The 22,439-nt window shown below is 60.0% G+C and carries 21 protein-coding genes; 11 read left to right on the top strand and 10 right to left on the bottom strand.

The window, feature by feature from the left end:
* The first annotated feature begins 9 nt into the window (after nt 1-9).
* Nucleotides 10-1,113 carry a cache domain-containing protein gene (locus tag AC1RTB_RS20080; RefSeq protein ID WP_492880843.1) on the top strand — a complete coding sequence of 368 codons (1,104 nt, stop codon included), beginning with the start codon at nt 10-12 and terminating at the stop codon, nt 1,111-1,113.
* A 3-nt stretch (nt 1,114-1,116) separates the two neighbouring features.
* Here the strand turns inward: AC1RTB_RS20080 and AC1RTB_RS20085 are convergent, their stop codons facing one another.
* Both AC1RTB_RS20085 and AC1RTB_RS20090 read right to left on the bottom strand, forming a co-directional pair.
* Nucleotides 1,117-3,096, bottom strand: a complete 1,980-nt coding sequence (locus AC1RTB_RS20085; RefSeq protein ID WP_492880844.1) for a glycosyltransferase family 2 protein — start codon at nt 3,094-3,096, stop codon at nt 1,117-1,119.
* A 1-nt stretch (nt 3,097) separates the two neighbouring features.
* Nucleotides 3,098-4,291: an HlyD family secretion protein gene (locus AC1RTB_RS20090; RefSeq protein WP_492880845.1), complete on the bottom strand. Its 1,194-nt coding sequence runs from the start codon at nt 4,289-4,291 to the stop codon at nt 3,098-3,100.
* A 177-nt stretch (nt 4,292-4,468) separates the two neighbouring features.
* Between AC1RTB_RS20090 and AC1RTB_RS20095 the strand changes: the two genes are divergently transcribed.
* Nucleotides 4,469-4,729 carry a hypothetical protein gene (locus tag AC1RTB_RS20095; protein WP_492880846.1) on the top strand — a complete coding sequence of 87 codons (261 nt, stop codon included), beginning with the start codon at nt 4,469-4,471 and terminating at the stop codon, nt 4,727-4,729.
* A 76-nt stretch (nt 4,730-4,805) separates the two neighbouring features.
* Here the strand turns inward: AC1RTB_RS20095 and AC1RTB_RS20100 are convergent, their stop codons facing one another.
* On the bottom strand, nt 4,806-4,997 hold the full coding sequence (locus AC1RTB_RS20100) for a hypothetical protein (RefSeq protein WP_492880847.1): 192 nt from the start codon (nt 4,995-4,997) through the stop codon (nt 4,806-4,808).
* 293 nt (nt 4,998-5,290) lie between these two features.
* Here AC1RTB_RS20100 and AC1RTB_RS20105 point away from each other — a divergent pair, with 293 nt between their 5' ends.
* Both AC1RTB_RS20105 and AC1RTB_RS20110 read left to right on the top strand, forming a co-directional pair.
* Entirely contained in the window at nt 5,291-6,235 is a 945-nt protein-coding gene (locus tag AC1RTB_RS20105) for a GHMP family kinase ATP-binding protein (protein WP_492880848.1), read from the top strand.
* A complete protein-coding gene (locus AC1RTB_RS20110; protein ID WP_492880849.1) occupies nt 6,225-7,262 on the top strand; it encodes a PLP-dependent cysteine synthase family protein in 1,038 nt (345 codons plus the stop codon). The genes AC1RTB_RS20105 and AC1RTB_RS20110 overlap by 11 nt, the downstream gene beginning before the upstream one ends.
* A gap of 27 nt (nt 7,263-7,289) precedes the next feature.
* On the opposite strand, the gene AC1RTB_RS20115 is transcribed toward AC1RTB_RS20110, so the two are convergent.
* Nucleotides 7,290-8,561 carry a threonine synthase gene (locus AC1RTB_RS20115; protein WP_492880850.1) on the bottom strand — a complete coding sequence of 424 codons (1,272 nt, stop codon included), beginning with the start codon at nt 8,559-8,561 and terminating at the stop codon, nt 7,290-7,292.
* Nucleotides 8,562-8,740: 179 nt separating this feature from the next.
* Here AC1RTB_RS20115 and AC1RTB_RS20120 point away from each other — a divergent pair, with 179 nt between their 5' ends.
* From AC1RTB_RS20120 to AC1RTB_RS20135, 4 genes are all read left to right on the top strand, one after another.
* Nucleotides 8,741-8,971, top strand: coding sequence for a helix-turn-helix domain-containing protein (locus AC1RTB_RS20120; RefSeq protein ID WP_492880851.1), 231 nt, complete (start codon nt 8,741-8,743; stop codon nt 8,969-8,971).
* Nucleotides 8,972-9,144: 173 nt separating this feature from the next.
* Nucleotides 9,145-9,873 (top strand): helix-turn-helix transcriptional regulator, encoded by a 729-nt coding sequence (locus AC1RTB_RS20125; RefSeq protein WP_492880852.1) that lies wholly within the window; start codon nt 9,145-9,147, stop codon nt 9,871-9,873.
* Nucleotides 9,874-9,937: 64 nt separating this feature from the next.
* A complete protein-coding gene (locus AC1RTB_RS20130) occupies nt 9,938-10,552 on the top strand; it encodes an acyl-homoserine-lactone synthase (RefSeq protein WP_492880853.1) in 615 nt (204 codons plus the stop codon).
* A gap of 26 nt (nt 10,553-10,578) precedes the next feature.
* Entirely contained in the window at nt 10,579-11,133 is a 555-nt protein-coding gene (locus AC1RTB_RS20135; RefSeq protein WP_492880854.1) for a GNAT family N-acetyltransferase, read from the top strand.
* A gap of 344 nt (nt 11,134-11,477) precedes the next feature.
* On the opposite strand, the gene AC1RTB_RS20140 is transcribed toward AC1RTB_RS20135, so the two are convergent.
* From AC1RTB_RS20140 to AC1RTB_RS20160, 5 genes are all read right to left on the bottom strand, one after another.
* Nucleotides 11,478-12,668, bottom strand: a complete 1,191-nt coding sequence (locus tag AC1RTB_RS20140; protein ID WP_492880855.1) for a DUF932 domain-containing protein — start codon at nt 12,666-12,668, stop codon at nt 11,478-11,480.
* Nucleotides 12,669-13,048: 380 nt separating this feature from the next.
* Nucleotides 13,049-13,363: a DUF736 domain-containing protein gene (locus AC1RTB_RS20145; protein ID WP_492880856.1), complete on the bottom strand. Its 315-nt coding sequence runs from the start codon at nt 13,361-13,363 to the stop codon at nt 13,049-13,051.
* 658 nt (nt 13,364-14,021) lie between these two features.
* Nucleotides 14,022-14,366, bottom strand: coding sequence for a hypothetical protein (locus AC1RTB_RS20150; protein ID WP_492880857.1), 345 nt, complete (start codon nt 14,364-14,366; stop codon nt 14,022-14,024).
* A gap of 268 nt (nt 14,367-14,634) precedes the next feature.
* Nucleotides 14,635-16,707, bottom strand: a complete 2,073-nt coding sequence (locus AC1RTB_RS20155) for a ParB/RepB/Spo0J family partition protein (RefSeq protein WP_492880858.1) — start codon at nt 16,705-16,707, stop codon at nt 14,635-14,637.
* 415 nt (nt 16,708-17,122) lie between these two features.
* Nucleotides 17,123-17,824 (bottom strand): hypothetical protein, encoded by a 702-nt coding sequence (locus tag AC1RTB_RS20160; protein ID WP_492880859.1) that lies wholly within the window; start codon nt 17,822-17,824, stop codon nt 17,123-17,125.
* 401 nt (nt 17,825-18,225) lie between these two features.
* Between AC1RTB_RS20160 and AC1RTB_RS20165 the strand changes: the two genes are divergently transcribed.
* Complete coding sequence (locus tag AC1RTB_RS20165) at nt 18,226-19,017, top strand: phytanoyl-CoA dioxygenase family protein (RefSeq protein WP_492880860.1); 792 nt, start codon at nt 18,226-18,228, stop codon at nt 19,015-19,017.
* Nucleotides 19,018-19,191: 174 nt separating this feature from the next.
* Nucleotides 19,192-19,554 (top strand): site-specific integrase, encoded by a 363-nt coding sequence (locus AC1RTB_RS20170; RefSeq protein ID WP_492880861.1) that lies wholly within the window; start codon nt 19,192-19,194, stop codon nt 19,552-19,554.
* A gap of 194 nt (nt 19,555-19,748) precedes the next feature.
* Here AC1RTB_RS20170 and AC1RTB_RS20175 read toward each other — a convergent pair whose 3' ends face one another.
* Nucleotides 19,749-21,473 (bottom strand): M28 family peptidase, encoded by a 1,725-nt coding sequence (locus AC1RTB_RS20175; RefSeq protein ID WP_492880863.1) that lies wholly within the window; start codon nt 21,471-21,473, stop codon nt 19,749-19,751.
* A 199-nt stretch (nt 21,474-21,672) separates the two neighbouring features.
* On the opposite strand from AC1RTB_RS20175, the gene AC1RTB_RS20180 reads away from it, so the two are divergent.
* Nucleotides 21,673-22,392, top strand: coding sequence for a GntR family transcriptional regulator (locus AC1RTB_RS20180; RefSeq protein ID WP_492880864.1), 720 nt, complete (start codon nt 21,673-21,675; stop codon nt 22,390-22,392).
* Nucleotides 22,393-22,439: the final 47 nt, after the last annotated feature.

Here is a 22,439-nt window from a genome sequence, read left to right on the forward strand (position 1 = left end):
GAGGTCGACATGAAGGTGCAATCCCACATAACCTTGGCAAAGGCTGTCTACGGTTTCGTTGCATTGGGGGCTTTGGTGGCAACGATCATTGGCTGGGTCGTTGTGAATGATCGTCTCTCCGATTTCCAGACAGCTGCACTCACACAGGCGGTAACCGTACGGGCAAAGAGTCTGGAGCTAGATTTTGCGCGCATGCTGTACAGCCAGTGGCACAGCGCGCATGCCATCGCCCAGGATACCGATGGCCGCGACCGAAGGGAGGTTCGCGATGCGCTCGACCAGTTGGTCGGCAACGGCCTTAGCCTCGCATGGGCCGGTATTGCCAGCCTGGACGGCACCATAACGTCTGCGTCGGGCGGGGCGCAGGAGGGTCAGAACGTTGCTGCAGCATCCTGGTTCCAGGCCGGCGTGAACGGAGATTATGCCGGAGCCTTGCACGATGCCGAAGAGACGGCCGAGCTTGGCTCGGCAAGCTCCGGCAATGCACGGGGGCTTGTGGTCTTTGCCATGCCGGTCAAGGTTAGCGCAGGGCAGACGGTCGGTGTACTTGGCGTGCACACGAACCTAGCGTCGGTCCGCGACTACCTCAAAGAGTCGGCCCAGACACTTGAGATCGATGCCTTTCTTATCGACAGTGACGGCAGCGTCGTTGCCGCCACTGATGAGACTGTATCCGGCAAGCTTGATCTGGCCATAATGCATTCGGTCGCGGCAGGAGTGGTCGGAGCGGGCATTGAAACCTGGCCGGATGGGCGTGCATACGTGACGACGGCGGTGCCAGAGGTCGGCTATCGCGACCTGCCACCGCTGGAATGGAGTCTCGTTGCCCGCATCGGCGACGACGCGATCGTTGCAAGTGACAACCGACTGTCAGCGACGCTCGTGCTGTCACTGGTCGGATTTGGACTTCTGCTTGCGACCATGACGTTCCTTTTCGTCCAAATGTTCGCCGAACCGTTCAAAAAGCTTGCCCAGACGGCGGCTGCGGTGCTCAGACACGAAGAGGTCTATCCATTCGAATCGCGCAGCACTGCCGAAGCGGAAACTCTTAGTGCTGCTGTCGCCAAGCTCCAGGCTCGCCAAATGAACCCGCCAAAAGTTCGCAGTTCGTGAATTTCAGCGCCTGACGGAGAACGACAGTCGCCGGCTTAAATCGGCAATCACGCCTTGGTAGCGCGTTCGCGCAATTCCCGGCGCATCGCCTTCGGTGTAGAAGCGACGCAGCAACGCATCGTGCTGGTTGAGCGTCGGTTCCAGCAACAGCCGTGACCCGTCCTCGGATGCAGCCGCAACAATGGCGTTGATTTTGCCGACTCCGGAGATCGCGATCTTCACAGGACTATCATTCGGTATCGAAGCGCCACGTACGCGCACGCTGTTTTGAGTTAGCCCGACGATCCAAACCCTCATGACGTCGTCGCCCACGAACACTTGTGCCTGTTCGGGACGGTCGTCGAGATGGCGCTCTCGACGCGGCAGTTCAATGCACACAAGCAGCGTCATCGCTAGGACCAAGAGATTGTAGAAGGTCCAAAATAGAATAATGAGCTTGCCATCGCCGGCATCGTCGAAGGCGAAGCTGTCAGAGGCAATGCCGACTACCAGGCCTGCAAGCGTCAGGGCGAAGAGGGTCGCAAACGGCGCCATCAAGCGCCACTGGACAACGACGCGGGTGCGGTCGCCCCCCTTGGCCGTCACGGAGAATGCGTGTCCCTTGGGCCGTATGAGGCCGAGATAGGCAGCGCGAGTTACTGGGATTGCGGCAAGAAGTTGGCTCACGTCATTGATGACCGGCACCACTAGGCCGCCCGAAACGAAGTTAAGGCAGATCAGCACCCACAGGAAATAGACACCGAAGTAGCTGATAACGTCGGCGATGCTGGCATTCACTATCGTGATGTCGAAAAACCAATAAAATAGTGGGAAGATGAGGGCTGCTAGACGGAAGCTGAAGCTGGCCGTCCAGTACAAAACGGAATCGGCAACACTCCAACGATGGCGAAGCGGCAAACGATTAGCTCCTAAGGGACCGAGCTTACTCCGCGCTATTTGCATAAGGCCGAGGCACCAGCGGGCACGTTGGGTGATGTACTCCTTCAGCCCCTCGGGCGCGAGCCCTTCGCTGAGCGCTTCGTTGAGGTAGACGGTGCGGCAGCCTCGTTGCTGCAGGGCAAGGCTGAGCATGAAGTCCTCGGTAATGCTTTCGGTCGGAAAACCGCCGATTGCCGAGATCGCTGACCATCGTATGACTGATGAGGTGCCGCAGCAAAAGGCTATTCCCCAAGCGTCACGCGAGGGTTGGAGATGGTCGAAGAAGAAACGCTGTTCGTCCGGATATGAGCGGCTGAGCCCGAGATTGTGCTGGACAGGATCTGCATTGAAGAAGTGTTGCGGCGTCTGCACCAGGCCTACATCTGCATCGTGGAACAGGCCGATGGTACGGGAAAGAAAGTTGCGGTGCGGGACGAAGTCGGCATCAAGTACGGCAATGAATTCAGGTGCCCCTTCCTCAGCGAGCGCGCGAAGCGCGTTGTTCATGTTGCCCGCTTTGGCGCCTAGGCTGTTTGCTCGGCTGATATAGCGTAGGCCGCGTTCATCGCAGAGCCGAGACAGCCAATCGCGCCGTCCATCGTCAAGCACAAGGACTTCGAAGTTCGGGTAGTCGATCCCCAGGGCTCCGACGAGGGTACGTTCGAGAACTTCTTCTTCCTCGTTGTAGGTTGCGATCAAAACCGCAACCCGTGGCGCGAGCTTGTCGCCCCACCAATTTGCATTCACCGTCGCCTCAGCCTTCCGGTCACGCGTTCGCGACAGGATCAGGAATGCGCTGAGAGATGAGGTCGCAGCTGCGGCCTCGACCGCGAAGAACGACCAACTGACAAGGCAATTCCAGCTTGCCTCAAATGGCGCAATGGTCTGGGTAGCGCGCCACCAGAGATAGCGGATTGCAAGCAAGGCTGCCACGCCGAACAGTACGATCCTGGCACCATTGCTCGTTGGGCGCAGCACAAGAGGGATGACGATACCTAGGCCGATCACCAACACCAGTTTGATGATACTGGAACCGGTTTCGCTCAGATAGATGAAACTCGGCATCTTAGTTCCAGAAGCGCCGCAGAAAATCGAGCGGCCGCGCTTCAAAGAACACCCGTCCGGTTCTGCCGATCGCGCAGCCAAGATTTTGATCGTCCCTGAGGTCTGGGACAAAGAGGGCGACATCGTATCGCTCAAGATGCCGCTCACTCGGCGCAATAGCAAGATTGCGGTAGACTGTTTCGGCGCCCGATCCTGCCAACCTGGTGACAGCCCCATCGAAGGTTTGGTCGCCACCGCTCACGCGAAACTTTGCCGTGGCTCCAGGGGTCAGGCGATCGTAGACGCTTTCGCTGACGCTAAGGGTGACCATTGTTGATTCACAATCCACCAACCGGATGAGATCCTGTCCTTGCTGTGCGGTTTCGCCGTCGCCCGCGAGCATTTCCCACACAAGCCCATCGACGTTGGACGTAAGTTCCACCCCCTTGAGACGATCCACTCTAAGCAGTTCCGCCGCAATACGCTCCTCAAGCGCCTTCGAGCGCGCGGTCTCGGCATCGAGGCTGGCGTTCAGGTCGGTCAGGCGCAGCGATAATTCCGAAATCTGCTGCTCTGAAAAGGGCGCATCATTGTAGCCATCGCCAAGAAACGTTCCGCGACGCGCGGACTGCAAAACGATATCGCTCGCGGACGCCCGCTGCCGGGCGTCGTCCAGTTCCAGGCTTGCTACCTTCTGCGCGGCTTGGATTCGATCGAGCGTTGCTGATGTTTCGATGCCGCTGCCGCTCAATTCCTTTGCGCGCTTGAGATCGGCGTCGGCCTCTGCCACGCGTGCTTCGGCCGCGGCGACCTGGGACGTGGCCGAACTAAGCTGCGCTTCCAACTGCCTACCTCGCTCTTCCTTGTAGGTCTTCAAACGCACTTGCAGTTCGTCGATCGATCTGTTCGTTCCGGCGATGACGCGCTTCAGCCGGTCAATCTCAGCCACAGACAATGCTCGTTCGCGTATCAGGTCGTTGAGTCGCAGATCGTCAGCCAGCGGATTTTTGATTGTGCCTAGGACCTCCTTGTCGCCAACCCTGGTACCGAGCGCACGATGCTCGATTGAAAGGTCGCCAGCGATGGGCGCCCGTATGGTGGTAAGCCGAGCGTTGATGACTGCATCAGCACTTGCGCCTGATAGCTGTTCGCCAGAGATAATTAAGACGGCAAAAAGAACTATGCCAAAGCCAATTATGAGCCTGGTTATTCTCATGCTGGTTACCCTCTGAACGAGTGGTCTACTCTGACAGAGAGTCGTGCGAATTGTTTATGAATGATTAAGTTGATTGCCGGTCAAAAAAATAGCCTGACTTTGCAGTCGCGACATTGCAGCGCAGGGAAACCTTGGTGTTAAAAAATAGTGGGTCGTATGGCCGGATACTATAACGAGATGTGCAAAACAGCATCTGAAGTCCTTGCCAAATTCAAGCAGGGCGAAGCCTCGCTGAAACGCACCACACCCAGCGAACCCGACCCGACCACGCCTTCAGTCACCACGTCTCCGCGCGACGCCACGGCGCGCCGCGTGGAACAAGAATACATCGACGGCTCGCCGACTGTTGCCACCGACAACCAGGTCACGTTCGCGGTGCCGGCTGTAGCGCCTGTCATGTCGGAAGTGCTGGCCATCGACGGCGCCGAGCGCTCATGAAACACCTGCGACCGATTGCAGCAGCGGACTGGCGGTCGCCTATGTCGCTTTCATTGCGGGTTAAATCTGGCCGGCATCAGATACCTGTCTGAATCCTGAGAACACCGGTCGCCCAGGAGCGCATCTCCGGTGAGGCATCGCCGGATTTGAGTATTGAAATGGCCAGTGAAGCCATATCTTCAGGTGGCTTTTGGTTGGCGGCCATGTAGCTGAAATAGCCCACAATGATCGCACATCCGATCGACAAAATCGGCGAGGCGAATAGCATTGTTCATGACACTCTCCCCGACGTTACCAATGGCATCCCGATGCGCCGTTTCAGATGCCGGACGCACGATCGATGTGACAAGGACGTATCAGCGCAGCCTGTCACGACATCTGGCTGCATTTTGGTGTCTGTATTTTCGGCAATCCCCTTCAGCCGCAACAGCATTGTGTCACTCCGCCGCAAGGTGTGCAGGGTAGGGCGATTCTTGAGGTCAATACCGGTTTCCAGGAAGTGACGCATAGAAAGAACAGCCCCATAATTCGAACGGAGCCTAGTTGTTCGGAGATGGGGCCATGGCAAGCATCGCCGTCAGACCGGAAAATGCTGCGCTGGGAAAGCCGGCAAAGGCACACGCAATCGCCCATCACGGCGAGCTCCTGCAAGGCGTATTCGAAGACGACCATGGGCGCTTGCACCGCGGATTGGTAACGCTTCCATTAGAAAGCCTCCGATCCACCGCCAGCCTTATGCTCGAGGAGGGTGAAACTCTTCGCGTCAAGCCGCGCAGCCGGACAAAGGCGTTGCGCGCCGCGCAACTGGCGTTGGCGCATCTAGGGTTCCCAGCACTGGGTGGCCGTCTCAGCATCAAAAGCGATATCCCAATGGGGCACGGCTACGGCTCGTCCACGGCGGACGTCGTTGCCTCCATCCAAGCGGTAGCGGCAGCCCTCGGCAAAAGATTGTTGCCCTCCACGAGCAGTCGCCTGGCGGTTGCTGCTGAAACCGCCTCAGATGCAATCGCTTTCGAATCTGAAGCCCTGCTTTTTGCGCAGCGGGAAGGGGTGGTCCTGGAGCATTTTGGAGGTTCGCTACCTCCGTTTGTCCTCATAGGCTTCAAAGCAAATGCCACTGCCGGCATCAACACGGTTGAGCTAGATCCCGCTCGGTACAGCGGCGAAGAAATCCAACTGTTTCGGGTACTTCGTGGGATGGTCGCACGCGCGGTGCGATATCAGGATGCGCGTCTGCTTGGCCGGGCGGCGACGCTGAGTGCGCATATCAGCCAGCGCCATCTCCCCAAACCGCACTTCGATTTTGTGATTGATCTCGCTCATCATCATCAAGCGTGCGGAATCCAGGTGGCGCACAGCGGATCTCTTCTGGGGCTAATTCTGGATGCTCATTCCAACAGTCTAAGGACGGATATTCCCACGATCGTTGCGGCGCTGAAGGACTCCGGCCTTCAAGACATCGGTGTTTTCTCAATCAACGCGGAGGAGCGCGCCCATGTCCGTTGAGGTTGATTATTTTCGGGCTTTGGAAACGCCGCGTCTCGCGCGACTAGGCCCAAACGTCGTCGCTGCCGCATTCCCCTTGATGAAACTGATGCCGGCGCGCTTCATCCTCGATCGGGCGGAGCAGTCGGGCGAGCTGAAGGACAATGCCCACATCGTAGAAACCACCTCCGGCACATTCGGTATGGCGATTGCGCTACTTGCTGCCGCGCGTGGTTTCCGGCTCACATTGGTGACGGCTGCTACGTTGATTGATCAGGCTTACCAGCACAGGCTTGAACGGCTCGGCGCAAACGTCGTTGCGCTGGAAGATCAGAGTGGCGATGGAAACCAAGCCGGAAGATTGGCGCACCTGAGTGCGATAATGGAAAATGAGCCAGGCACGTTCTGGACGCGGCAATATGACAGCCCAGGCAATTGGTTGTCCTACGCCCGCCTCGCCGAGCAGCTCGTTCGCTCAGTGGGCCAGATTGATTGGCTTGTTGGTTGCATCGGCACCGGTGGCTCATTGTGCGGGACCGGCACATTCCTGCGTCAACTCTATCCGCATCTGAAGATTGCCGCCGTCGACACACATCGCAGCGTTCTTTTTGGCCAACCTGTCGGCAAGCGCATGCTGCGCGGGCTCGGCAACAGTGTCATACCGGGAAATGTCAAGCATCATCTGGTCGACGAAGTACATTGGGTTGGTGCCTATGCCGCGTATCACTCGACACATTTGCTATTACGCAATCATGGGATTTTCATGGGACCAACGAGTGGCGCTGCAGCTCTCGTCGGCAATTGGATAGCCAGGACCGATCAGGATGCAGTGGTCGCGGTCATCATGCCCGACGAAGGACACCGCCATGCCAATACGGTCTACAACGAGGAATGGTTGGCGTCGCTGCCCGGCTGGCCGTGTGAGGCCGTACGCGAGCCGAAAACCCTTTCGATAATCGAGCCGCACGCCGAATGGGAATGGACTCGCCTTGAATGGGAAAGAAGGCATCTGGATGATGCCTTAAAGATTTACAATGGCCGCAGTTGAACAACTTAGCCGAAAAGTCTGCGGCCTTCAGGCGGTCTCGGGTTTCGCAGCACTCATTCCGTCTACCCATCGCCAAGCGTCCTCGACACTCTCAAATGAAGCTGGGAAGGCAGCCGGGGCGGCTGACATATCGAGGTCCTTCAAGCCGCTTGCGGTCACGATGGCCACCACTCGATCGTCACGCGTTATGATTTGTCGCTCGCGCAGATGTTGGATTGCGACCAGAGGGGCAACCGACGCCAGCTCCGCGAAGACACCTTCCTTGGCGGCGAGCGTTCTTTGCATGCGCACAAGTTGCTCGTTGGAAACGCAGACAGCTCGCCCCCCGGTGTCACGTAACGCTTTCACCGCTTGGAATGTGCTGCGCGTCGTGCCGATCGATAGGGCAATCGTTTTGAAGGCCGGCTCCTGTTCCTCGATCCGATCGAGGCCATTCTCAAGCGCTGTTGTAAGTGATCCATGGACTTCAGCAGCGACAAGCCTTGGAATGCGCTCGATCTTGCCCATGCTGAACAGGTCGCGGAAGCCGGCCGCAACTCCCGCCAAGGCGTCCCCATAACAAACTGGAAGCACACACCAGTGAGGCACACGTCCGTCAGACTGTTCCGCAATCTCATAGGCGATGGTTTTGTACCCTTCGATGCCAAGTGGGTGACTGCCCACGACGGGATGCTGATATGGAGATGTAACAAACCAGCCGAGACGATCGGCAGTGCGCTCCAGAAGCTTCCATCTGTCGGCTTTATGCGCCATCGCCACCACGGAGGCGCCATACGAACGAATTTGCGACAACATTGGACCTGCGGCTCCGGCAAATGTCACGACGACGCAACCGAGTCCGGCCCTGGCGGCGTAAGCTGCCAGTGATGCTCCCGCATTGCCTGATGATGCAGTTGCTAACACCTTTGCCCCTTGATCGAGGGCCATCGACACAGCAATCGTTGAAAATCGATCCTTGTGCGACCAGGTCGGATTACGTCCTTCATCCTTGATGAAGAGGTGGGGAACGCCCAGTGCTTCACCCAGTTGTCCAGCTGGAAGCAGCGGTGTCAACCCTTCGCCCAACGACACCACTTGGCTGTCAGGACAGGGTAGAAATGATGCGTACCGCCATAGGGAATTGTGAAGAACGCCTTTGGCCCCGGGATAGCCAAGGCTATCGCGGTAGCGAACATATATCGGCTCGAGGTTTGCCGGGGCCTGTTCAAAGCACTTGGTGCAGCCTCGAGAATCTATTCTGGTGTTGTTTGCATATTCGGCCCCGCAACGGATGCAGCGGTATCCGGCAATGTTAGTCATTTCGGTTGAAGCCCCGTCTTCGAAGTTTTTGGTTCGTCGGGTACGGTGCCGTTCCGTGTTGCCACATCAGCGCCGTTGCCATGCATGCAGTGTCCATCAAACAGGATGCACCCAGCGTGTCAACGAAAATGTGCACTATAGTGCGTTGCACTAAAATGCACATATGGGAATATCGAGCGATGAACCTTCGAAACGCATTTGGTCTAAACCTGCAACGATTGCGCCGGGAACGCCGGCTGTCTCAAGAGCAATTGGCTCAACTTGCCGGTTGCGCGCGTGCTTATCTCAGCGGTGCCGAAGCTGGTCGCCGCAACGCGACGCTCGATACGGTGGAGGCGTTGGCGAAGGTGCTGGAAGTAGATCCGGCAGACCTGCTGAAGGATCCTGTAGTGGGGCGCGTAGAGACGTAGGCGATTCCCGGATCTAAGGGTCCGGGTGGGTAGAATCTCTGGAGCGAAAACTACCGAGAATGAGGTCTGTAGTTAACATTCTGTCCCGACAACGTTGAAATATCCTGATGAATAGCACTACGCTACCATGATAAAATCGCAGGTGGCGTGATGGACTGCGTCGGCATACGGCGATGAACATCAATGTGGTTTCAAGGCTTACGGTGGCGCTCACGAGAATTGATGCCGCAACCGCTCCGGCGGAGATTCTGGAAGAGCTGCTCAAAGCCCTGCGTCCCTTCGGCTTTTGTCATCTTCTTATAACTGGCCTGCCTTTGCCGCAGGATGGGCCGTGGCACCGCAAGATCCTGTATGACGGCTGGCCGGTGGCGTGGCTTGAGCATTACATTGCCAGTGGGCATTTCTGTCACGATCCTTGCGCTCTGCGCTGCCGCTACGTTGGACAACCCTTTCTCTGGCGTGAATTGTCACGCAAGCAGATGACCACCGCGCAGCTACGTGTAATGGACGAGGCCACAGAGTTCGGATTGAACGATGGTTTATGTGTTCCCGTCCATGAGCCTCTCCGAGCCCCTGTGGTTCTGACTGTAGCCGGAGAACGCGTCGAGCTTGTGGGGGACGATCTGCCAATTCTTGAAGCTGTATGCGTTCATGCATTTAGAGCTATGCGCCGATTGCATGTAGGAGATGAGGGATCAGTTCACCCTAAACTGACTGAGCGCGAGCGAGAAGTTCTGACATGGATCGCGGCAGGTAAGACGGCTGAGGATGTTGCCTGCATTCTCGGTATTTCGGGATCCACTGTCGAACGTCATCTGACCAACATTCGAGAGAAATTCGATGCATCAAATACGGTCCATGCGATGATGGAAGCTGTGAGGCGCGGAGAAATTCATCCGTGACAATCCCAAAAAACCAGCATGGATGGATGTTGCAAGCCTGGATACGCTCCGTCCGAGGTGTGCGATGTTTAAGCTTCACATTGTCGACTGGTCGAACCGCCTGGCGTATCAGGGGCATCTCGAACGCTATTTTCGTCTTCGACATGAAATCTACGTCATTGGTCGAAACTGGCGACAAATCGAAAGGCCTGTTCCACTGGAGATCGACGCGTTCGATACCAGTGACGCAATCCACCTACTGGGCATAGACGACAACGGCAATATAGCCGGCGGATCCCGCCTGGTGCCGACAGTGAGACCACATTTACTTTCGGAGGTCTTCCCAATGCTTGCCGGTGATGACCCGCCCAAGGGTGCTGACATTTATGAATGGACGCGCTTCTTCATTTCACCGTCCTTGCGCAGGACGGGCAGATCTTCGCAAGCTGCGGGCGTTTTATTGTGTGGTCTTCTGGAGGCCAGCCAGAGACTGGGGATAAGCAGACTTAGCGTCGTATGTGAAGACTTCTGGCCGGCACGATTAGAGCAGCTTGGCTGGTCGGTTACGCAACTGGGTGGGGTCGCCGATCATCCCGATGGCAGGATTGTTGCTATTCTCATCAAGGTAAGCAGCGATGCATTGCAGTCCACACGTGCTGCCTACGGCCTGGGCGAAGACAGTGTGGTCGTAGGGGGCTGAACGGGAGTGGAACTCGGTTCAAAAAAATGTCGCCCAAGCTGACGCCGCAACCAGAGGGCGCGCGCATGAAGGTCGCTTTACGATTGCTCAAGCTTGGTGAAATCGCGCTAGTGAATGGCATAGCGCTGGATGAAAGCGACGAAAACCTCGCTGGCGGCAATATGGCCACGGTCTTTGAAAGGTTGGGGCGCTGGCCTGATTTGCAAACCCATCATCCCTTCCTCGTCACTGCGGAACGCAAAGCCGTCGGATTCTTGATGCTGCGGGAGGGGCCAGCGTTGCCGCCTTGGGCTGAACCGAACGCAATCAGTCTTCACAACTTCCGCATTGGCAAGCAAGTGCAGGGGAGGGGATATGGAAGCACAGCGTTGGCTCTTGCCGCTCGTTGGATAACACTACATCGCCCCAAAATCTCCGAGTTGACGTTAAGTGTAAACGAAGAAAATGTCGGAGCGATCCGACTTTACCGCCGCTGTGGGTTTAGGCAGGCAGATCTCTCCTTTGAGGGGCGGCTGGGGGTGGAGTTCGTCCTATCCTGTCGCGTGAAAGAACTTGCAGAGAAGTGCGTTGCTGACGAGTAGCCGGGCAGGGCGCGTTAGGTGTTCAGTCCCAGCATCTGATGGCGCATCATTGCTCCTGGTTAGGTTCGAGTACGAGATCGCGGGCAACAAACACGCAGACCGGGAAGCCGGCTGTAGCCGCGTCACATGGTCTGCGCATCGAACGAATCCATTTTTCTTGCTGGATGCGGCTACTTGGACACCGAGTTCACGCATATCGAGGAACTATGTCGAGCGGCGACGCCGCGATATGGGCGCGCCCTCCGATCCGGGTTCGCGGATCGGCGAAAAATTCTAGTGGTGCGGAAGTCCTCAAAACCGGAAAGTCGCGCAGCCAGATTTGTGACTGCACGACTCTACGGAATTCAGGCCGCGCGCTCCATCAGTTTCTTGGCCTTGGCCTCAAGGTCAAGGCGCGCATCTTGATTGGTCTTGCTGCGAGCCAGTGCCGTAATGCCCTGCACGAAATCGAAGATGCTTTCTGGCTTGCGGCCTTCCTCGTTCAGCACGGTCTCGATGATTTTCGTCGTCTCCGGCTTGGAGAAGCCGCGCTTGCGCAGGAAGCTCTCGCGGTCCTCGTCGGTGCGCGCGACAACACGCTCCCGCGCCGCCTTGATCCCGGCGACAAACGGCGCAGATGAGGAGTTGGCAAAGTTGGTCAACGCCGGTGCGGCCTCATGGGCGAAACGCTGCGCGGCGAATTTGCTATGCCGGATGCTGATTTCCTCAAAGCCTTCCACGCCCCACAAATTGCGGTTCTGGCATACGGCGCGGAGATAGAAAGAGGCGATCCCGAGTGTCTTCGATCCGACTTCGCTATTCCACGCATAGAAGCCCCGGAAATAAAGGTCCGGCTCTCCGTTCGGCAAACGCCCCGCCTCGATAGGATGAGTATCGTCGACCAAGAACAGGAACACGTCGCGGTCGCTGGCGTAGAGCGTGGTGGTGTCCTTGGTCACATCCACGAACGGATTGTGCATCATGGTCGCCCAATCCAGCACACCCGGCACCTTCCAACGCGTATCGCCCGTTCCATTGCCCGCGATCTTCATCACGGCGGCGACAAGCTCGTGATCCCAGATGCGGCCATAGTCCGGACCGGTCACGGCGCGAAGCTCAATCCGTCCGTCATCCGCCTCAAGCGTCTTCACCAATTCGGCGCGGTGGCTGAGCAAGCCGTGTTGCAGGTTGATACCGGCCAGCGCCGCGGGAAGCTGGCGCATGTAGGATGCGGGCGCGCTGACAAGGCTGCACAACTGGCCGAATGACCAATGCGTCGGGGAAATGGGCTCGTCCCGGCCCGGCACGATCAACGACAGGCGTTCGGCATCGTCCCGGCTTGCCTCCACGCGCACGGTACGGCTCTCCACTTTGCGGGCATGGGCGCGCTCGGCGCGGCTGCGCACGGTGTCGTAAAGCTCGGTGAGGTTCAGATAACGCTCGTCATCGGGGCGAGAAAACCATTCCGACGAAACGCGGCCGATCCGCTCGCCGCGCGACACGTCCACGCGGAAGCCGGAAGAAACAGGCTGCTGGTTGAGGGGCAGGGTGTTCATGGGTCTTACTCCTATTGGGCTTGGGTTGAAGCGCAGCGCTGCGCTGCAACCTTGCCCGTCGGCGAGACCGGGGTAGCAAGGGCAAGGGCGGCCGGGACGGAGGGGGATCACCCGGCCTGCACAAGGCGAAGCCGCGGAAGGCTGGGGAGACCGTCCCAGCCGAGCGTCAGCGGTCCCTTGCTCGCGCGGGGGCGGCGCCCCTAGCAAAACCGGCCCGGCAAGAGCGCCAGCGGAAGCCGGGCAAAAGGATATGATCGGGATGTGCAAAGCTGCAAAGCCTGACATCCGCACATCCTGATCGCCGTATTTCCTGAAAGGCTGTGGCGGCCATGAGCATGACGAAACCCCGCTCAGGAGCGGGGTTCCTTGAGTGTCCGGCCTCAGTCGCCGTTGCGGCGGGACCAGATGAGGTTCTGGCCTTCGCCGTCCTCGGCCTCGACCAGGCTGGCGTAGATCGGCGCGGGGAAGCTCGGATCGTCCAGCTTGACGGAGAGATATTCGCGCTGCGTCTCGCGAGCGGTCTTCTTCCAGGCCGCTCCGAACTCGGTGGCGCCGGCGAAGACGCGGAAGTCGGGGCCGCGCTCGTTGTCGCCCTCGGTGGGGACGAATTTCACGGTCTTGACGTTGAGGGTCAGGGTCTTGACCGCGCCGGTGTAGCCGCTGTCGGTCTTGGTAAAGGTGCCGATGGTCGCCATTGTCGTGTTCCTTTTTTCTTCGGGCCGCGCCTATCGCGACCTCGATGGGGGTCGTTCGACCGGGGACGATCGGCCTCGCACCCGAAGGGCTGGAACATCGTGGAAGGCGAGCGAGCGGCGGCTCTTTTTGCTTCGCGATGCAAAGCCGTAGGCGGCGGAAAAAAGTCGGCGACGCACGTTGCGGGAAGACGATCGAGGCGAAGCCGGACTTCGGTCAGACCTATCCATTCGAGGACGCGTAGGTGCACCCGCTATGGAAAATCAGAGGGAACACGGCGATAGCGGCTGTCGGCCTCCGCGCCAAAGACGGCGGCGGTTGGAGCGAAGTGCTCGGGCAAGACCCCGACCCTCAAAGGCAAGACATGGCCATCGGCGCCCGGTGGGAGAGAGCGGGTGCGGCTCCGACGATTCTGCCTCTGCGGGTGTCACCAACGGAGCTGCCGAACAGAACTGCCCTCGCGGTGCTGAGCAATCCGCCCGGCCAGGCCGATGACCTGAGTTTCCCAGTGCTCAACTCTGCCGCTGAATCGAGGCCGAGGGCGATGAAGGGCAATCTCATGGTGCCGCCGCAGCGGCGACTGAGGATGGCGCTCAGGAAGCTGCTCCCTTTCGGGGCTTCCTGCGAAATGGCCGTCCGTCGCCGTCTAACCTGCTGTCGCTACGCGACACGCCCCTGACCGGGCCGCATATCGAGCGGCCCAGTCAGCCGCATCAGCGCCGAGACGCCGAGGAAGATCGCGCCGATGATGCAGAAGATTTGCCGCCAGATTTCGGAGGGGACAGCCTCCTTGGTGATGCCATGGACCAAGGCGTAACCGGCGATCGCCGCTGGAGCGGCGAACAAAAGCGCCACGCCGAGGCGCAGCATCGGCGGGCGCAGCGAGGTGAACAGGAACACCAGCAATCCGAAGGCGACCGCGCTTGCAGTGAGGCCGACAAGACCCGCGCGGATCAAGCCGGAGCCGGTGTCGTAGGCGAAACGCGCGGCGGTGAGCCCCAACATGACAGGGAGCGCATAGGCACAGGACCCCGACCAGTACGACGCTCATCAACATCACGGCCATAGCCGTCCTCCTTTACAAGTCTCGACCGCCTCTCGTCCGGCCCGTTTGCCCCGCATCTGCATCGTGCCACGTACCGAATCTGTCGAGCCGGAACGGCATATTTTTCGGCCAGGCTATCGACGTCATCCGGCCGCGCGTGAGGCGCGGCCGGAAATTTTCCGATGCAGGCGGGAAAGCCGGGAACGCTCACGCGGCCCCGGCTCGGTGTCACTCGGCAGCGACGGCGTAGCCTTCGCCAGCGTCCATCGTTGCGGCATCCTCGGTCTGAGCCGGCTCCTTCGCTTCGGGTTGCTCGATTGCGGGCCACGCGGGTTCCGCCGTCCGTAGCAGGGTCGGGAGCCACCCGGTCCCGGCGAGAAGCTGTTCGGCGGCTTCCGCCATCGGCTGCTTCTTCATGCCCGACAGGCGTTCCGCCGCCTCGTCGCTGACCGCTTCACGCACGGCGGCGAGGTTGTGCGCCTTGGTGACGCGACCGAGATAGGTCCGCACCGTGGGCGTCCAGTGCGCCGTCATGTCGAGGCTGACGGCGGTTGCCAGCTTGTCGGCGGTGTCATGGGCGCGGGGCTTGCGCTCCCAAGGCTGCTTCACGACGTTGACCGTGAGCGAGGCGCAATGGGCGAATAGCGCCATGACGCTCGCATGGTCCAGACCGGCGATGAAGTCCCACAGGTCAGCCACGTCGCGCGGCACGTCCGCAGCCCATCCTTCATGCCGATCCGCCAGCAGCTTTGCCGCCGCCGTGTCCTCGATGCCGTCCGCGTGCCCGCCAAGATGCGCGCTGCTCGGGCGGATATCGATGCAATGGGCTTCCACGCCACGATAGAAGGTCTGCGCCGCCAGCGCATGGGTGACGGCGATCAACGCCATGTCCGGCTGCTCACCAAGGGCGAGACGCAGGCCAAGGGTGCGATGGGCGGTCAGGTCACGGATGAGAAGGTCCGACAAAGGCTTGCCGTCATCGGTGTCTTCGCCCTCCGTTTCCAAGGTCGGAACCCGGTCGTCGTCGCAGTCCTCGATGATCTCGCCATCCTCGGTCACGGTGTAGCCTTCACCTTCCGGCTCGGCTTGCGCCTCTACCTCCGGCGCGGGCTTCTCGTCTTCGGCCCGGATAAAGCCGCGCTCGATCCGCGCCGTCCCGTCATGGGAGAGCACCACGAACACGCCGCCGCGTGTGATGTCGTCGGGATCGTAGGCATGACGCAGGGCGTCGATACGCTCGATCTCGGCCTCCAACTCCCCGAAACGCTCCGCCACATCATCGGGCAGATCGTCCACGCTATCCCACTGCGCGGTCAGGGCGTCGTATTCCACCTGCGCGGTTTCGCGCGCGGCTTCATCCTCTGCCGTCAACTCCACCGGCTGCGGATAATTCCGGCGCAGGCCGTGGGAATGGGGATAGTCGATATGAGCGGTCGCCCATTTCCAGCCTTCCGCCTGAACCTCGGCGGCGATGGCTTCCAGCTTCTCGATAACCAGTCGGTCCAGCAAAGCGACATCTTCATAGAAGCCGCCGCGATCCTCGGTGAACAGGTCGCGCAGGATCACGCCACCCGCTTCCGTATAGGCTTCCGGGCCGACGAGGACCGCGCGCCGATCCGTCGCTGCGATATGCGACCGGGTGAGGTCACGGCGAATGACGGAGGGATCGCGGTTATAAGACAGGTTCTCGTAAACCTGTTCCTGCCGGGCGTGATCCTCCACTATGGCAAAGGCCATCAACTGGTCCAGCGTCAGACCGCCATCACGATAGACCTGCATCAACACGGGGCTGACCGCTCCCAAGCGAAGCCGCTGGCGCACGACATGCGGCGTCACGCCGAAGCGGGCGGCGATTTCCTCCGCTCCCCATCCGCGACTTTCCGCAAGCTCGCGAAAGCGCTCGAACTGGTCGGCAGGGTGAAGGTCTTCGCGGGTGACGTTCTCGTCCAGGCTGATCTCGCTTGGGTCGTTCTGCGTATCGATGACGCAGCGGATCGGCTCGGTCTTCTTGATCTGCTTGCGCCTCACGCGCAGCAACTGCGCCAGTCTCCGGCCTTCGCCGATAGTGACGGAATAGAAGCCGGTTGCTGCGCCCTCGGCGTCAAGCTCGGGCTCGACTACCAGATTTTGCAGGATGCCCTTGGCGTGGATGCTCGCGGCCTTCGCTTCGATAGAGGCCTCGCTATGCGGCGTCTTGCGGGCGTTCCGGGGCGACTTCTTGAGCTTGTTGAGCGGAATGAAAATCTCCGCGCCGTTGGCAGCGGCGGACGTGACGGCGGTTTCGATTACAGCGGTGGTCATGGTCTTTGCTCCTCATGGGCTTGGGTTGAAGCGCAGCACTGCGCTGCAACCCTGCCCGTCGGCGAGACCGGGGTAGCAAGGGCAAGGGCGGCCGGGGCGGAGGGGGATCACCCGGCCTGCACAAGCGGATTTCCGTGAGTGCGGGATTGCTGAAAGACGTATCCGCGCGGAAGGTTGGGGAAACCGGCCCGGGCGGCGCCGGCTCGCCGGCGCTTCACCCTTGCCCGCGCGAGGGCGGAGCCCTTAGCGAGTTGGGTCTAGTTTAAGTCTAGCCTCATGTGGGGAAGGAGACCTTGCGATGGGGAGCCTTCGCGAACTTAGAGCGGGTCGTTGAACGCAGGCACCAGCGGTTTGATTTCATCTAGACCCCACTCGCAGGACGGTCGCCGATTGTCCCGCGCCTAAAACCGGTAAGTCATGCCCAGGACAGGCCCGGACAGGCGCGTATCGAAGACATGACCGTCATGATTGTAGTCAACGTCGAGCACCCGTAGCCGAGCGAGGCGGAGAGGTGGTCATTGATGACATGATTGGCAGTCGCAAGCACCGACCATGTGAGCTTCGACCCGGCACCAAAACCGCCGATGTCCGCCTGAGCCTGCAAGGACAGCTTTTCCGTCACGGGCAGGAACGCGCGTGCGCCTATCACCGGGTCCACCCAGCCGAAGCTCTCGCCATAGGTGCGGGTCACGCTGCCGCCGCCGAGGCCCACGATGAGCGTTACATCATTCGAAATGTTCCAGAAACGCGCGCCGGCGAGTGCGTCGAGTGTGAAACCTGGTGTTTCGACGACACGATAGCCGCCCTGCAAGGTCGCCGTGAACTGCTTCGTGTCGACCGTCGCATCTACACTTGTGCCAGCGGGCACGACGATGCCACCTGGAAGTTGGAATGTCGGCAATGGTCCTGCACCGTGGCTGTCGGTCGTGTCGACATGCATGAGGTCGCCGGAGAAGACGAACCGGTCGTAGCGCCCCCACACATTGACGAAGCCGCCGAAGTTGAGGTTGTCCAAAACGTCCGAGAATGACTTCTCGATGCCGATGGTCGGGCCTTGGCGGAACGGCGATATGTTTCCTTTGAGGCCGGCCGCCCACATGTAGGGCGAAATCTGCAACGCCCAGTCCTGGCGTTCGGCGTGGGCTGGTGTACCTGCCCGCCGGGATCAATGTCGACACGGCGGGCACTGTCCCTAGCGTCGTCGACGATATTTTTGCTCAACTGCCCTGAAGACTTGAAGCGGAGTTGGTCTCAGAGGGCAACTAGTAGTTGTCCGTTTAAGTGACCTCCGCTGCACTCATCGCAGAGATTTCCGAAAAACGGACATGGGCTTCGTGTCTCCGCGATTATCCATTGTTGAAGTCCTTGCCGGCAAAAAGCTCTACTGCTAACCTCAGCGTATCATGATGTTTAAGTCCACATTCTTCCCGCTGATCTGACACCCCGAAGTCGTCGCGGCACGCAAGTGCCATTCAGATCACAACGGCCTGTCCCGGAGGCCGTTCGGAGATTTATTGAATGTCGGAAGCTTCTCATTCCGATCTGAGCCAGGCTCAGATCGCAAACTTCATTGAAGACGGATATCTCAAGCTACACGGTGCCTTCGATGGCGAACTTGCCCAACAAGGGCGAGATCAGCTCTGGAGCGCCATGGGCCTTTCCCCTGACGCGCCGGAGACGTGGAAACAGCCGGTGGTCCGGCTGGGGTTCATGACGGGCAAACCCTTCGTCGACGCAGCCAACACGCCCCTCTTGCACAGGGCGTACGATGCCCTGGCCGGAGAGGGGCGTTGGTTGAAACCCAACGGGCTGGGAACCTTCCCGGTCCGCTTCCCGTCGCCAAACGATCCCGGCGATGCGGGATGGCATGTAGATGCCAGCTTCGGAACTGACAATCCCGACTTCATGCAGTGGCGGGTCAATGTGAAAAGCAGCGGCCGCGCCTTGCTCATGTTGTTCCTCTTCTCCGACGTTGGGGAATTCGATGCGCCAACTAGGGTCCGGAAAGGGTCCCACCGCGCGATCGCCAGGCAGTTACCGGCACATGGAGAGGGTGGTCTCACGCTCGGCGAACTCGCAGCCGACGGCTTCGCATCGACTGCGGACTGTGAAGAAGTGCTGGCCACCGGACAGGCCGGGACGGTCTATCTCTGCCATCCCTTCCTGGTCCACTCGGCGCAACCGCATCGCGGCGCCAAGCCTCGTTTGATGGCCCAGCCCCCGCTACTCCCGAAGGGTGAATTTGACCCGTCACTGCCACCTTCTCCCGTGCAAATAGCCATCCGCAGAGCCATTGGGATGGAAGTCTGAACGCAATAGGCCCAGGAAATGACGTTCTGGGCCCACCCTGGCATGAAGGCAATGTCCGCCAATGCTGGTCGATGTGCCGGTGAACGACCCGCTGAGCGGGAGCGCGCGCGGTGAGGTAACGAGCACGAGCCGTTCGTTGCGCTCGCATTGAGCGTCGTTGGGTAGCGGCAGAGCATGACGGGCTTCTTCAACAAGGAGCCTGACCATCCCCATCCCGTTCTCGATGCACCGATCAGCCCACTGCGCCAACGGCTCATAGACGACATGACCCTGCGCCGGTTTAGCCAGGAGACGCAGCGCAACTACCTTCGCGATGTCGGACGGTTCGCGACCTTTCTTGGTCGCCCGCCGGACACAGCCACGGCCGACGACCTGCTCCGGTTCCAGGTTGCGCAGCAGGAGGACGGCGTACCGGTTCCGACTATGAACAGCATCGTGTCAGCGTTGCGCTTCTTCTTCAATCACACAATCGACCGCCCGGACCTGGCGCGCAAGCTGTGGCCTTCGCCTTCGGAGGGCGACGCTCTATCCAGCTGAGCTACGGGTGCTTATTGCTTACGCGGTGCTTACGCGGGTTTTGTGAAGGTGTTAAGCTCCTACGCGCATCCCTCGCAAACCGTTGTATTCCAATACTCTTTCTTTCTCACTTTTCACATCAGCCGGCTTGACACGTGCCTTCGTAGGGCAGGGGTGGCCGGAACAATGCGCAGCCACCCCGCCGTTCCTGGGTTTTACCGCGTCAGGAGCCGAGTGGCCTGGCGCAGGGCGGCAGCCGTGCGGTTGGCGCCGCGAATCAGCTGCGTGCGGGCGAAGCCTATGGTCTCCGGCCCATGGCTCCCAAGCTCTGCGGCTACCGAAATGGCAGGCAGGCCCGGCACCGGCAGCGCCGGATCATGGGTAAAACGTGGGCCTCGCGTATAGTTCAGTGGCACCAGAATGCGCGCGAGCTGCTGGATTGCTCTATTGGCATGAGCGTCTTCCAGCTTGCCGGCCGCAACGGCCGCGTAGAAGGCCTCGAGCTGGACGCTGAGGTCGGCCAGTTCGGTCGAAACTTGGTCGAGCAGGTCGGCATCGTCGCCGGCCGCCTTGCGGTACTTTTCTAACGTTGCGGTAAACTCGGCGGCGGTTGCACGCCAGTCGAACGGCAGGATCGGCGCATTGGCCACAGCCATGACAGCAGCCAGATAGACCTTGATGTCGCGGATGAGGATGTCGCGATCGGCGATGCCCATCAGGTCGTTCTCTGTGTGCCAGGCAATGTTCCCGCCACACCCGCCAACGGTGTAGTAGTTCATCTGCGTGCGCTTCTCGACGGTCATGGTCGAGGACAGCATGAAGAAGCTCGAAAGTCCGATGTTGTTGAACGAATAGTCGCCAGCGCGCAGCGGCCGCTCACCCTCGAAGGGCAGGCCGGCGACGTCGCGGACGATGTCGGTGCAAAGCGCGGCGGCTTCGCTCATGCAGGCGACGTTCTCATATACGTCCGCCCAGCGGCAGCCAGGGCTGTCGCAATTAACCTGGGCGACGCAGTTTTCGTCGAGATCGAGTGCGAAGGCATCGGCAAACCAGGCCGAGCCGGCATAGCGGCCGGTCGAGTGGCCAGGCCACCAGGCGATGCGCACCGAGCGACGCAGATTGGCGCGGTTGTGCCAGAGCACGCGGGCAATTTCGAGCAGGGCGGCATCGCCGGTGGCATTGTCGCCAACGCCAACGTCCCAGCTGTCATAATGACCGGCCAGGAGCACGAACTTCTCAGGCTCGACGGTGCCGGGCACGATAACTACCGGCACCAGCGATTTGAACCAGCCTTCTTCCAATCGCGTGCGGATGCTGATGGTGCCGCCGGTCTTGGCCAGTTCGATCAGCTCCTGGCCGTCGGGATTGTTTACGACTGCGACCGGGATCACCGGCTTGCGCGGTAGGCCATCGAGATCGGGCGTGCCCCAGACCGACGAGCAAATGCCCCAGTGCCGGTCGACGCCCGGGTTGACTGCGATGACCCCAACGGCTCCCTTTTCCTGGAATTCCAGCACCTTGTTGGGCGAGGCGAAACCATCGGTCAGCACGATCTTGCCACGGATGCGCTCTTCGGCAGCGGAAGCCTCGTCGCGGTTCTTGTCGTAGAAGCTCGACACACTGGCCGACAGCGTGCCGGGCACGTGGTGCAGCACACCGGTTAGACCTTCGGGGCAGTTCAGCGAATAGGCGGGCGGCTTGGCAGCGTAGGTCTTGCCATTGGCCTCGACCGAAGCCTCGTAGGGGATGGAGAGATAGAGCGAGGCTTCAAGCATTTCTACCGGCACACCAAGATCACCAAGGCGCTTGGCAATGTCATGGGCAGAGCTCTCGACATCCTCCGGCTTCCAGCGCGGCATGGTGGAAAAGGCTTCCACCAGCGGCCATGCCGCATCGGCATTGACCTGAGCGATGGCGTTTTTGATGGCCGTATCGAGCATTGCTGAATCCTCTCCTGCGATGAAGTGGGTTCACCATGCCTCAAGTTGAATTGTACGACAATCTGGATTGTACGACAATTTTCTGCTGGGCTTTGGTTCGCGCCGCGGCTAGACTTGTGCGAACACGCCACTACGCCGATTTGACCAAGACCGACAAATGCTGAATGACCCACCCGCATCCTTGGGGCGAACGAACAAGATGAACGATTTGCGCACGATCTTTCAGACCGAAGCATCGCATTTGGCAGATGCTTCGGTGGAGGAGAGCACGCGAGCGCGCCAGCTGGTGCGCGAGAGAGTTTCCGATGCGGTCCGTGCCGCCATCGTCGACGGCCGCATCGCCCCGGACACGCGGTTGACGGAACGCGAGCTCTGTGAGGCCTTTGGCATTAGCCGCACGGTTGTGCGCGAGGTCGCGCGTCGCCTGGAAGCGGAAAAGCTAGTTAGCGTCATTCCGCACAGCGGTCTGCGCGTTGCGCGGTTGACGCGGAAGCACGTGCACGAAATCTACGAGATTCGCACCGAGCTCGAAGCCATCACCGTGCGCAGCTTTCTCGCGTGCGCCACCGACGACGATATCGCCGCCGCCCAGGATTTTGGCGATAAGCTCCTCGAAGCCGGAGCCAAGGGCGACAAGCTGGGCCTGGCCGAGACCATGTCAAGCTTCTTGCGCTTCATGACCGACGTCGCTGACAACCAAATCGCCGCCGAGATGCTCGATCAGTTGCGCTCGCGCGTCAACATGCTGCGCGTTTACGCTATGGCCGAGCCCGGCCAGCTCGAAACCGGCATGGAAGGCGTGCGCGCCATCATCGCCGGAATCACCGCCCGCGATGTGGCCGCCGCCGAGCGGGCGACGCGGGTTTACGTCCGCCGCTCCGCCGAGGCCGTGCATCGTCACATGGACCGGGATGGCTGATCTCTCGAGCTGTTCCGTACCCAGATCATCCCCCTCGCTTCAACCGA

It is taken from the genome of Aminobacter sp. GW821-FHT11F06, from assembly GCF_058808215.1.

What these genes read in the sequence shown, in the direction of transcription:
- AC1RTB_RS20080 (WP_492880843.1), top strand. Translation starts at nt 10, where the DNA reads ATGAAGGTGCAATCCCACATAACCTTGGCAAAGGCTGTCTACGGTTTC.
- AC1RTB_RS20085 (WP_492880844.1), bottom strand. Translation starts at nt 3,096, where the DNA reads ATGCCGAGTTTCATCTATCTGAGCGAAACCGGTTCCAGTATCATCAAA.
- AC1RTB_RS20090 (WP_492880845.1), bottom strand. Translation starts at nt 4,291, where the DNA reads ATGAGAATAACCAGGCTCATAATTGGCTTTGGCATAGTTCTTTTTGCC.
- AC1RTB_RS20095 (WP_492880846.1), top strand. Translation starts at nt 4,469, where the DNA reads ATGTGCAAAACAGCATCTGAAGTCCTTGCCAAATTCAAGCAGGGCGAA.
- AC1RTB_RS20100 (WP_492880847.1), bottom strand. Translation starts at nt 4,997, where the DNA reads ATGCTATTCGCCTCGCCGATTTTGTCGATCGGATGTGCGATCATTGTG.
- AC1RTB_RS20105 (WP_492880848.1), top strand. Translation starts at nt 5,291, where the DNA reads ATGGCAAGCATCGCCGTCAGACCGGAAAATGCTGCGCTGGGAAAGCCG.
- AC1RTB_RS20110 (WP_492880849.1), top strand. Translation starts at nt 6,225, where the DNA reads ATGTCCGTTGAGGTTGATTATTTTCGGGCTTTGGAAACGCCGCGTCTC.
- AC1RTB_RS20115 (WP_492880850.1), bottom strand. Translation starts at nt 8,561, where the DNA reads ATGACTAACATTGCCGGATACCGCTGCATCCGTTGCGGGGCCGAATAT.
- AC1RTB_RS20120 (WP_492880851.1), top strand. Translation starts at nt 8,741, where the DNA reads ATGAACCTTCGAAACGCATTTGGTCTAAACCTGCAACGATTGCGCCGG.
- AC1RTB_RS20125 (WP_492880852.1), top strand. Translation starts at nt 9,145, where the DNA reads ATGAACATCAATGTGGTTTCAAGGCTTACGGTGGCGCTCACGAGAATT.
- AC1RTB_RS20130 (WP_492880853.1), top strand. Translation starts at nt 9,938, where the DNA reads ATGTTTAAGCTTCACATTGTCGACTGGTCGAACCGCCTGGCGTATCAG.
- AC1RTB_RS20135 (WP_492880854.1), top strand. Translation starts at nt 10,579, where the DNA reads ATGTCGCCCAAGCTGACGCCGCAACCAGAGGGCGCGCGCATGAAGGTC.
- AC1RTB_RS20140 (WP_492880855.1), bottom strand. Translation starts at nt 12,668, where the DNA reads ATGAACACCCTGCCCCTCAACCAGCAGCCTGTTTCTTCCGGCTTCCGC.
- AC1RTB_RS20145 (WP_492880856.1), bottom strand. Translation starts at nt 13,363, where the DNA reads ATGGCGACCATCGGCACCTTTACCAAGACCGACAGCGGCTACACCGGC.
- AC1RTB_RS20150 (WP_492880857.1), bottom strand. Translation starts at nt 14,366, where the DNA reads ATGTTGGGGCTCACCGCCGCGCGTTTCGCCTACGACACCGGCTCCGGC.
- AC1RTB_RS20155 (WP_492880858.1), bottom strand. Translation starts at nt 16,707, where the DNA reads ATGACCACCGCTGTAATCGAAACCGCCGTCACGTCCGCCGCTGCCAAC.
- AC1RTB_RS20165 (WP_492880860.1), top strand. Translation starts at nt 18,226, where the DNA reads ATGTCGGAAGCTTCTCATTCCGATCTGAGCCAGGCTCAGATCGCAAAC.
- AC1RTB_RS20170 (WP_492880861.1), top strand. Translation starts at nt 19,192, where the DNA reads ATGACGGGCTTCTTCAACAAGGAGCCTGACCATCCCCATCCCGTTCTC.
- AC1RTB_RS20175 (WP_492880863.1), bottom strand. Translation starts at nt 21,473, where the DNA reads ATGCTCGATACGGCCATCAAAAACGCCATCGCTCAGGTCAATGCCGAT.
- AC1RTB_RS20180 (WP_492880864.1), top strand. Translation starts at nt 21,673, where the DNA reads ATGAACGATTTGCGCACGATCTTTCAGACCGAAGCATCGCATTTGGCA.